This window comes from Methylobacterium sp. Leaf104 (assembly GCF_001422885.1).
Taxonomy (GTDB): domain Bacteria; phylum Pseudomonadota; class Alphaproteobacteria; order Rhizobiales; family Beijerinckiaceae; genus Methylobacterium.
In genome coordinates this window covers 140,585-148,714 of the sequence record NZ_LMMZ01000004.1, presented here as the reverse complement: position 1 = coordinate 148,714, position 8,130 = coordinate 140,585, and the positions used below count along the sequence as shown (strand labels likewise).

Sequence of the window (8,130 nt, the reverse complement as noted above, 5' to 3'; positions counted from 1 at the left end):
CCGAGGACGACACCGACGCCGCCGGCCCCAGGCCCGGCGAGGCCTTGTCCTGCACGCTCTTGTCTTGCGAGCCCTTGTCTCGCGAGGTTTCTTGCCGTGACACCGAACCAACCTCACGCCCGGAGGGAAAACATGCGCGCAATGATTTGGCGCCGATGAATTATTTCGTTCGGGAGCGGGACCGCTCCCTAGTCGACGTCGAGGGGGGCGACGCCCGCCGCCCTGCCGTCGGGACCCAGGGTGATCTTCTGGATGCGTGCCTCGGCCTTCTGAAGCAGGCCCTCGCAATGGCGCTTCAGCGCCTCGCCGCGCTCGTAGATCGCCACCGACTCGTCGAGGGGCACATCCCCCTTCTCCAGGCGGCGCACGATGTCCTCGAGCTGCTCCAGTGCCTTCTCGAAGGGCAGGTCGAGGCTCGGCTCGTCCGTACCGGACGTCGACGCAACGGCGGGTCGCGTGACACTCATTCTAAACTACCCCGTGATTTGGACGGTCTAAGCCCCCGCCCCGGAAGCCGACAACCCGATCCGGCTGGCGGATCGTCGTTTCGTCGTCCGGGGCGGCGTTTGCGCCACAGTCTCGGTGCCTCGCTGCGCACGCCTCGGGCGGAGCCGACAGCGCCGAACAGGACTGTCCGTCAGTGCCTTAACCGGCGACCCGAGTGTCGGATGCGAATGCGAGGCGGAACGGTTCGCCCTCGAAGGCCTCGGCGCCGCGCCCGATCTCCGCGATCGCCGCGACCATGCGACCGTCCCGCTCCAGCAGGCGGTCGGCGATGGCCACGAACAGGGCGTTGGGCGTCGCGGACGGGGCCGCCAGGCGCAGGGACCGGGCGATCTCGGCCTCGTTGCGCTCCGGCGCCAGGGCGCAGGCGGCGATGTAGGCGGCCGCCGTCGAGCGGCTGATGCCGGCGTAGCAGTGGATCAACAGGGGGCGCGCCTGGTCCCAGGCCCTGGCGAAGTCGAGGATCTGCGCGACGTGGACCTCGCCCGGCGTGACGTGCCCGTCCATCGGCGCGACGATGTCGCTGACCTCGACCACGCAGTGGCGCCCCTCCGCGATGCCCTCGGGCCGGGCGATGGCGGTACCGACCTTCATCAAGGTCATCAGGTGGGTCGCGCCCGAGGCGTCCAGGGTCTCGGGCAGGCGCGACAGGGGGCAGACCTGGAGATGCGGCATCAGGCGGGATCCGGTTGCGCGAGGGCCTGGAAGCGGGCGAGGAAGCGCGCCTGCGCCACCCCGGTGGGCCAGGGCGCCAGCAGCGCCTCGGCCTCGGGACCGAGGGGCACGCGGACCCCGAAGATCGCATCGGCCTCGGCCTCGGAGAACCCGGCCAGGCGCGTCGCCTCGTGAGAGGCGGCGATGCCGTCGGCCAGCTTGACCAGGGCGGACAGCTCCGGACCGGGCTCGGCCAGGCCGAAGCGCTGGCGGATGGCTATGAGCAGCCGGCGCTCCACCGCCTTGTAGGAATCGCCGATGGCCGCCTTGAAGGGGGAGATGATGTCGCCGATGACGTATTCGGGAGCATCGTGCAGCAGCAGTTCGAGGCAGGCGGCGCCGGCCAGATCCGGCGCCCGCGCACGGCCGATGGCCTCCACCAGCAGGGCATGCTGGGCCACCGAGAAGACGTGCGGCCCGGCCGTCTGCCCGTTCCAGCGGGCGACGCGGGCGAGCCCGTGGGCGATGTCGGCGATCTCGACGTCGCGCGGGGCCGGGTCGAGGAGGTCGAGGCGCCGTCCCGACAGCATCCGCTGCCAGGCGCGGCCGCGGTCGCCGCTCATGCCGCGCTCCCGATCGTCCGATCCCCGAGAGCGGCGCAGGGGGCATGCCGGTGGCAGCCGACGAGGTGATCGTTGACGAGGCCCACCGCCTGCATGAAGGCATGGACGATGGTCGGCCCGCAGAAGGTGAAACCCTCCGCCTTCAAGGCCTTGGACAGCTTTCGCGAGACTTCGGTTTCGGTGGCGATGCCCCGGCGATCCTGCGCGGTGCCCTGGACCGGCGCGCCGTCGACGAAGTCCCAGAGGAAGGTCGAGAAGCCCGGCCCACGCGCCTCGATTGCGAGGTAGGCCCGGGCACCCGCGATGGTGCCGACGATCTTGGCCCGGTTCCGGATGATGCCGGTATCCTGCATCAGGCGGGCCACGTCCGCGTCCGTGAAGCGCGCGATCACCTCCGGGTCGAAGCCCGCGAAGGCGCGACGGAAACCCTCGCGACGGCGCAGGATGGTGATCCAGGACAGGCCGGCCTGGAAGCCGTCGAGGATCAGCTTCTCGTAGAGGGCGCGGCCGTCCCGCTCGGGCACGCCCCACTCGGTGTCGTGGTAGGCGACGTAGACGGGGTCGAGCCCGGCCCACCAGCAGCGGGCGCAGCCGTCGGGATGGTGGAGCAGGCCGGAGGGATCGGTGGGCATCGGCGAGGGTTTAGCCGGGCGCGGCCCGCGCGTCGATGTCGTGGCGCCCTCAACCGGCCGGGGCAGTCCCGGGGAAGGCGAAGGTGGCGAAGGCCGGCTTCTCGACGCCGATCGGAACCGCGCCCGCCCGCAGGGGCTCGCCCGCCGCCAGGGCGTCGGCGAGGCGGTCGAGGCGCAAGGTACCGAGGGCGCGCCGGCCCGCGACGCTGCCGACGGTGCCGAGCGCGCGCTGCCCGGCGGTGATCTCGACCCCGCCCTCCAGGGCCTGGTCCGAGACCGCCACCAGCGAGACGATCCGCGTCCGGGCCGTGCCGCGATGCTGCATGCGCGAGACCACCTCCTGGCCGACATAGCAGCCCTTGCGGAAGTCGACGCCGCCGAGCTGGTCCATCAGCGCTTCGTGCGGGAAGGCATCGGACCAGGGGAAGTCGCGCCCGCCCTCCGGGATGCCGAGGCCGATGCGGTGGGCGTGGTAGTCGGCCTCCGTCGCGTCCGCCGAGAAGGCGCCGAGCCGGAAGATCAGGCGCTCGCCCAGCGTCCCGAGACGGCCGTCGCGCAGGCGGGTCACCGCCGCGGCGGTCTCCGCGCCGTCCCAGGCGGCCGCGACGCCGAGGGTCGGGTCGAGGGCGATCGTCACCTTGGCGCGCAGGCGGTAGAGCCCGAGACGCTTGGCGAGGCCGGGCGCCTGCTCGGCAGCGGCATCGAGCTGGAAGCCGTCGGCCGTGCGCGCGACGAGGAAGTCGAACAGGATCTTGCCCTGGGGCGTGAGCAGGGCGCCGAGGCGAGCCTCGCCGGGCTCCAGGGTCTCGACGTTGCAGGTCACCACGCCCTGCAGGAAGCTCGTCGCATCCTCGCCCGAGACGGTGACGACGGCGCGGTCCGGCAGCAGGGCGATCGGCATGACGACTCCTTCACGAGCGGCGGCGGCATTGCGCGCCGTCCGGGGCTGACATAAGCCGCCCGCGACCCCGTCTCAATGCGCGTCCGACCCGCGGACGGCCCCAGGAGATCCGGAATGGACCAGCCCTTCGACCTCCTCCTCACCGGCGGCACCGTGGTGAACCAGGACGGTGCGACCCGAGCCGATCTCGGCATCCGTGCCGGACGCATCGCGGCGATCGGCGATCTGGCGCAGGCGCAAGCCGCCGAGCGGCGCGACTGCACCGGCCTGCACCTGCTGCCCGGAATCATCGACAGCCAGGTGCATTTCCGCGAGCCGGGGCTCGACCACAAGGAGGACCTCGAGTCGGGCTCGCGCGCGGCCGTCATGGGCGGCGTCACCACGGTGTTCGAGATGCCGAACACCAATCCGCTCACCACCAGCGCCGAGGCGCTCGCCGACAAGGTCGCCCGGGCGCACCACCGGATGCATTGCGACTTCGCGTTCTGGGTCGGCGGCACCCACGAGAACGCCCATCTGGTTCCCGAACTCGAGCGCCTGCCCGGGGCGGCCGGCATCAAGGTATTCGTCGGATCCTCCACCGGCTCGCTGCTGGTCGAGGACGATGCCGGCGTCACCGAGATCCTGAAGCGCACCCGCCGACGCGCCGCCTTCCATGCCGAGGACGAGCCGATGCTGCGGGCGCAGAAGGACCGGCGCGTGCCGGGCGACCCGTCCTCGCATCCGGTCTGGCGCTCGCCCGAGGCGGCCCTGAAGGCGACGCAGCGCCTCGTGCGCATCGCCCGGGCCACCGGCGCGCGCATCCACATCTTGCACATCTCGACGAAGGAGGAGATGGCCTATCTCGCCGGGGCCAAGGACGTGGCGACCTGCGAGGTGACCCCCCACCACCTCACCCTGGACGGCGACGAGGCCTATGCCCGCCTCGGCACCCTGGTGCAGATGAACCCGCCGGTGCGCGGCGCCGACCACCGCGACGGCATCTGGCACGGGCTCTCGCAGGGCGTCGCCGACATCCTCGGCTCCGACCACGCACCGCACCTGCTGGAGGAGAAGGCCAAGCCCTACCCGGATTCGCCCTCGGGCATGACGGGGGTACAGACCCTGGTGCCGATCATGCTCGACCACGTCGCCGCCGGCCGGCTGTCGCTGGCCCGCTTCGTCGACCTCACCAGCGCCGGCCCGAAGCGCCTGTTCGGCATCGCCCGGAAGGGCCGGCTCGCGGTGGGCTACGACGCCGACGTGACTCTGGTGGACCTGAAACGTCGCGAGACCATCCGCAACGCGTGGATCGCCTCGAAATGCGGCTGGACGCCCTATGACGGGATCACCGTGACGGGCTGGCCGGTGGGCACCCTGGTGCGCGGCCACAGCGTGATGTGGGAGGGGGCCCTGACTGCGCCGTCCCGCGGCGAGGCGGTGCTGTTCGAGGAGGCCCTGCTTCCGGCCTGAGGCCGGAGCAGCAAAAAGGGCAGGCGCCCGGCGCCTGCCCCGTGGTCGTCACACCGTCGCGCCGAAGCGGGCGACGGGCGGTGTCGTCAATGCTGCGGGCTGGTGGTGAAGGCGCCGCCGCGAATGCGGTCCGGGAAGCCCTCGGCGTAGCGGGCGGTCGCCTCCTCGCCATAGGTCGTGACGAGTTCCTGGAACGCCGCGAACAGGGCGGCCTGGGCCATGCAGTCGCCATCGAGACCGTCGAGACAACCCTCGGCGAAGGCTTCCGAGACGTAGCCCAGAGCGACGCGCTTGTCGTCGAGATCCGCCTCGAAGGGCGCGGAAACCGTATCCATGTGCATGGGCCACATCATCGTTTGCGCCGGTGAACGACCCGGCGAGTAACCACGAGGATAGGGCGATCGGTCAGGTTCGCAAAGCCAGGAATTGCGAAGCGGTTAACGCGGGCGCTCAAATTCTTCGTTTTCGCGCGCCGCGCGCACCCTGTGGCCGCACGGCATCATTACCCGCCGAACCGGCTCGCCAGGGCGTGCGACAGGCGCTCGCCCTCGGCCACGTAGCGGGCGGCCGCCTCGGTCGCGGCGGGGGTACAGACCCGGTAGGTCAGGCTGTAGCCGCGATAGCCGCGATTGTAGGCGCCGGCGAGACGGTCGCGCCGGCCTGGGGTCACGCCCTCGGCCTCCATCAGAGCCTTCATCCGGGCCGGCCATTCGGGGGCGTCCGGGGCGGCGCAGAGGTCGCGCAGGAAGGCGAGGGAGCCGATGACCTCCGAGAGACGGAGCAGGTCCCGGTCGTAGGGCGCGGGCGGCGGCTCGGGCGGGGGCTGCGGCTCCTTCTCCTTCTCGGCCGGCTTCGGGGCCGCCCGGGACGAGCCGCCGCGGGATTGCTGTGCGAAGCCGGCATTCGGCACGGCCATCAGCACGGCGAGGCCGGCCGCGACCGCGAGTCCCGCATCACGCACCCTCACGCCGTCGGCTCCTCGTGCCGGGCCGCCCGGGCGAAGGCCTCGCGGACGGTTCCGGCGAGGCCGGGCGTGGTCGCCAGGGTCTCGAGCTCGGCCAGCGTGGCCCAGCGGACGCCCAGGGCCTCCGGGCCGGCCTCCGGCTCGCCGCCGTGCCAGAGGGCGGCGTGAGGATGGACCACGTAGTGATGCCGCACGCGTCCCTCGGGATCGCGCAGGATGATCTCGGTGGGGCTGAGCACGCCCACCACCTCGGCCGACAGCCCGACCTCCTCCTGCAATTCGCGCAAGGCCGCCTCGGCCAGGGGCTCGCCCGCCTCGACGAGGCCGCCGGGAAGGGTCCAGACGCCGCGCATCGGCTCGTTGGCGCGGGCAGCGAGGAGCACGCGGTCGTCGCGCAGGACCGCGATCGAGGTGCCGACGAAGGGCCGCGTCGGGAACAGGCGCGACTCGGCCGCCTCCGGTTCGGTTCCGCTCACGGCGTCACCACGGCGATGCGACCGTCGGCGAGGCCGACGAGCAGGCGGGTGCCCGGCCCCCGGCCGAGGCTGGCGAGGCCGAAGGCGGCGAGGCCGGGCAGGGGCGCGCGCCACCGCTCGCGGATGCCCGCCTTGAGAGAGAGGATCGCCACGGCACTCCGGTCCGCGATCGGCAGGGCGAGCTCGGGCGCACCCTTGCGCTCCGGCTCGACCAGGGCCGCGAGATCGGCCTCGCCCTCGCCGGGGGATACGTTGGTGTAGCCCGGCGCTTCCTGGGCCAGGCGCAGGGCGCCGGGCTCCAGGGTCCAGAGCTGCAGCTGGCCGGCGCCGTCGGGGGCCGCCACGGCCGCGACCTGAGGCTGGCCGGTGCCGGAGAAATCCGCGATCGCGGCCGGCTTCAGGGGCTGGCCGCCCGGACCCGTGGGCTGCTCGGGACCGCGCGCCAGCAGCGTCCAGCCCGTGCCGGGCGGTGTTCCCGCGCCGGGCTCGGCCTTGGCGAACAGGGCGAGGGCGGCCCCGCCGGCGGGCGCGATCGTGACGGCGAGGACGATGGGCCTGCCGTCCAGCCGGCCGATCCGGGGCCGGCGCAGGGCGAAGGCCGTGTCGGGCGCGGCGGAGAGGGTGGTGGTGGCCACCGGCACGGGCTTCGGATCGCCCCCCATCGCCACGGGCTGACGCTCGCGGAGGACGAGGCTTCCGGCCTGCTCGGGGCCGCCGGCCAGGGCCGGCACCGGGTTCGCCAGGTGCACGCTCAAGGGACCGGCGACGGCGCGGCGGGAGCCGGGCAGGGCGCCGCGCGGGGTCTCGGCGGCCGCCAGTCCCTCCACCGCCTCGGCACCGAGCAAGGTGGTCGCCACCTGTCCGTCGACCAGGCTGAGGGCCGCGCCGCCGGAATCACCCCAGACCACGGCGATCGGCGCCTCGGGCTCGACCACGGCGGGATTGGCGTTGCGGGCTCGTGCGAGGGGCAGCAGGCCGGAGGTCGCCACCGCGATGGCGACCTCGCTGCCCGGCCCCCGCAGGGCGCGGGCCCGGAAAGGCAGGTCGAGGATCGTCACCGAGGGCTCCGCCCAGGCGGGGGTCGCGGCGATCAGGAGCCCGATGAGAAGCGCGCGGCGCGTCCCCCGTTCAGACATGCTGTCCGCCGTTGATGTGCAACTCGGCGCCGTTCACGTAGGACGAGGCCTCGGTGCACAGGAAGTAGATCGCCTTGGCGACCTCGTCGGGGGTGCCGAGCCGGCGCTGCGGGATGCCGGCGACGATCTTGTCGGTGCCCGGCGACAGGATCGCGGTGTCGATCTCGCCCGGCGAGATCGCGTTCACGCGGACGCCGAGGGGTCCGAAATCGCTCGCCATCTCCCGGGTCAGGCCGGCCAGGGCCGCCTTGGAGGTGCCGTAGGCGGCGCCCGCGAAGGGATGGACGCGCGAGCCCGCGATCGACGTGACGTTGACGATGGAGCCCTTGGCCCGGGTCAGTTCCTCGCAGAGGCCGCGCGCCAGGAGGAGGGGGGCGAACAGGTTGACCTGGAACACCCGCTGCCAGTCCCCGAACTCGGTGGCGATGGCGCCCAGGCGCTCGCCCTGCGGCCCCTTCGGCGAGATGCCGGCATTGTTGACGAGCGCGTGCAGGAGACCGCCCTCGGCGGCGAGGCGCCCGGCAACCTCCTCGATGCCCCGCACCGTATCCTCGGGGTCGGACAGATCGACCTGGAGGTGATCCTCCGGACCCATCTCCCAGGGACAGTTCTCCGGGAAGGGATGGCGCGAGCAGGTGATCACCCGCCAGCCGGCGGCCGAGAACCGTTTGACGGTGGCGTGGCCGATCCCACGGCTCGCCCCCGTGAGCAGCATGATGCGCCGACGTTCGTTGGATGAGGCCAAGACCGTTCCTTCAGGATCGGGAGGCGTCCGGCCGGCGAGACCG

Annotated in this window: 11 protein-coding genes; 1 reads left to right on the top strand and 10 read right to left on the bottom strand. The window is 72.7% G+C overall.

The window, feature by feature from the left end:
• Positions 1 to 188: 188 nt before the first annotated feature.
• From ASF49_RS06455 to ygfZ, 5 genes are all read right to left on the bottom strand, one after another.
• On the bottom strand, positions 189 to 467 hold the full coding sequence (locus ASF49_RS06455; protein ID WP_056469553.1) for an exodeoxyribonuclease VII small subunit: 279 nt from the start codon (positions 465 to 467) through the stop codon (positions 189 to 191).
• 178 nt (positions 468 to 645) lie between these two features.
• A complete protein-coding gene (locus tag ASF49_RS06450) occupies positions 646 to 1,179 on the bottom strand; it encodes a tyrosine phosphatase family protein (RefSeq protein ID WP_056469551.1) in 534 nt (177 codons plus the stop codon).
• Positions 1,179 to 1,781, bottom strand: coding sequence for an HD family hydrolase (locus tag ASF49_RS06445; RefSeq protein ID WP_056469548.1), 603 nt, complete (start codon positions 1,779 to 1,781; stop codon positions 1,179 to 1,181). Before ASF49_RS06445 ends, ASF49_RS06450 begins: the two co-directional genes overlap by 1 nt.
• A complete protein-coding gene (locus ASF49_RS06440) occupies positions 1,778 to 2,413 on the bottom strand; it encodes a DNA-3-methyladenine glycosylase I (RefSeq protein ID WP_056469545.1) in 636 nt (211 codons plus the stop codon). Before ASF49_RS06440 ends, ASF49_RS06445 begins: the two co-directional genes overlap by 4 nt.
• A gap of 49 nt (positions 2,414 to 2,462) precedes the next feature.
• Positions 2,463 to 3,314 carry a CAF17-like 4Fe-4S cluster assembly/insertion protein YgfZ gene (gene ygfZ, locus ASF49_RS06435; RefSeq protein ID WP_056469542.1) on the bottom strand — a complete coding sequence of 284 codons (852 nt, stop codon included), beginning with the start codon at positions 3,312 to 3,314 and terminating at the stop codon, positions 2,463 to 2,465.
• Positions 3,315 to 3,428: 114 nt separating this feature from the next.
• Here ygfZ and ASF49_RS06430 point away from each other — a divergent pair, with 114 nt between their 5' ends.
• The gene (locus ASF49_RS06430) at positions 3,429 to 4,766 is read left to right on the top strand and encodes a dihydroorotase (protein ID WP_056469539.1); all 1,338 of its coding nucleotides are present in this window, start codon (positions 3,429 to 3,431) and stop codon (positions 4,764 to 4,766) included.
• An 86-nt stretch (positions 4,767 to 4,852) separates the two neighbouring features.
• On the opposite strand, the gene ASF49_RS06425 is transcribed toward ASF49_RS06430, so the two are convergent.
• The 5 genes from ASF49_RS06425 to ASF49_RS06405 all read right to left on the bottom strand — a co-directional run bounded on the left by ASF49_RS06425 (position 4,853) and on the right by ASF49_RS06405 (position 8,057).
• Entirely contained in the window at positions 4,853 to 5,107 is a 255-nt protein-coding gene (locus ASF49_RS06425; RefSeq protein ID WP_056469536.1) for a hypothetical protein, read from the bottom strand.
• A 161-nt stretch (positions 5,108 to 5,268) separates the two neighbouring features.
• Positions 5,269 to 5,682 (bottom strand): TIGR02301 family protein, encoded by a 414-nt coding sequence (locus ASF49_RS06420; RefSeq protein WP_056469586.1) that lies wholly within the window; start codon positions 5,680 to 5,682, stop codon positions 5,269 to 5,271.
• Positions 5,683 to 5,729: 47 nt separating this feature from the next.
• Positions 5,730 to 6,206 carry an NUDIX hydrolase gene (locus tag ASF49_RS06415; RefSeq protein WP_056469533.1) on the bottom strand — a complete coding sequence of 159 codons (477 nt, stop codon included), beginning with the start codon at positions 6,204 to 6,206 and terminating at the stop codon, positions 5,730 to 5,732.
• Positions 6,203 to 7,342 carry a hypothetical protein gene (locus tag ASF49_RS06410; RefSeq protein ID WP_056469529.1) on the bottom strand — a complete coding sequence of 380 codons (1,140 nt, stop codon included), beginning with the start codon at positions 7,340 to 7,342 and terminating at the stop codon, positions 6,203 to 6,205. The genes ASF49_RS06415 and ASF49_RS06410 overlap by 4 nt, the downstream gene beginning before the upstream one ends.
• Entirely contained in the window at positions 7,335 to 8,057 is a 723-nt protein-coding gene (locus ASF49_RS06405) for an SDR family NAD(P)-dependent oxidoreductase (protein ID WP_056469526.1), read from the bottom strand. The genes ASF49_RS06410 and ASF49_RS06405 overlap by 8 nt, the downstream gene beginning before the upstream one ends.
• Between the last annotated feature and the right edge of the window lie 73 nt (positions 8,058 to 8,130).

Excerpts from the sequence above, each read along its gene's own strand:
- ASF49_RS06455 (WP_056469553.1), bottom strand. The coding sequence starts at position 467 with ATGAGTGTCACGCGACCCGCCGTTGCGTCGACGTCCGGTACGGACGAG.
- ASF49_RS06450 (WP_056469551.1), bottom strand. The coding sequence starts at position 1,179 with ATGCCGCATCTCCAGGTCTGCCCCCTGTCGCGCCTGCCCGAGACCCTG.
- ASF49_RS06445 (WP_056469548.1), bottom strand. The coding sequence starts at position 1,781 with ATGAGCGGCGACCGCGGCCGCGCCTGGCAGCGGATGCTGTCGGGACGG.
- ASF49_RS06440 (WP_056469545.1), bottom strand. The coding sequence starts at position 2,413 with ATGCCCACCGATCCCTCCGGCCTGCTCCACCATCCCGACGGCTGCGCC.
- ygfZ (WP_056469542.1), bottom strand. The coding sequence starts at position 3,314 with ATGCCGATCGCCCTGCTGCCGGACCGCGCCGTCGTCACCGTCTCGGGC.
- ASF49_RS06430 (WP_056469539.1), top strand. The coding sequence starts at position 3,429 with ATGGACCAGCCCTTCGACCTCCTCCTCACCGGCGGCACCGTGGTGAAC.
- ASF49_RS06425 (WP_056469536.1), bottom strand. The coding sequence starts at position 5,107 with ATGCACATGGATACGGTTTCCGCGCCCTTCGAGGCGGATCTCGACGAC.
- ASF49_RS06420 (WP_056469586.1), bottom strand. The coding sequence starts at position 5,682 with ATGGCCGTGCCGAATGCCGGCTTCGCACAGCAATCCCGCGGCGGCTCG.
- ASF49_RS06410 (WP_056469529.1), bottom strand. The coding sequence starts at position 7,342 with ATGTCTGAACGGGGGACGCGCCGCGCGCTTCTCATCGGGCTCCTGATC.
- ASF49_RS06405 (WP_056469526.1), bottom strand. The coding sequence starts at position 8,057 with ATGCTGCTCACGGGGGCGAGCCGTGGGATCGGCCACGCCACCGTCAAA.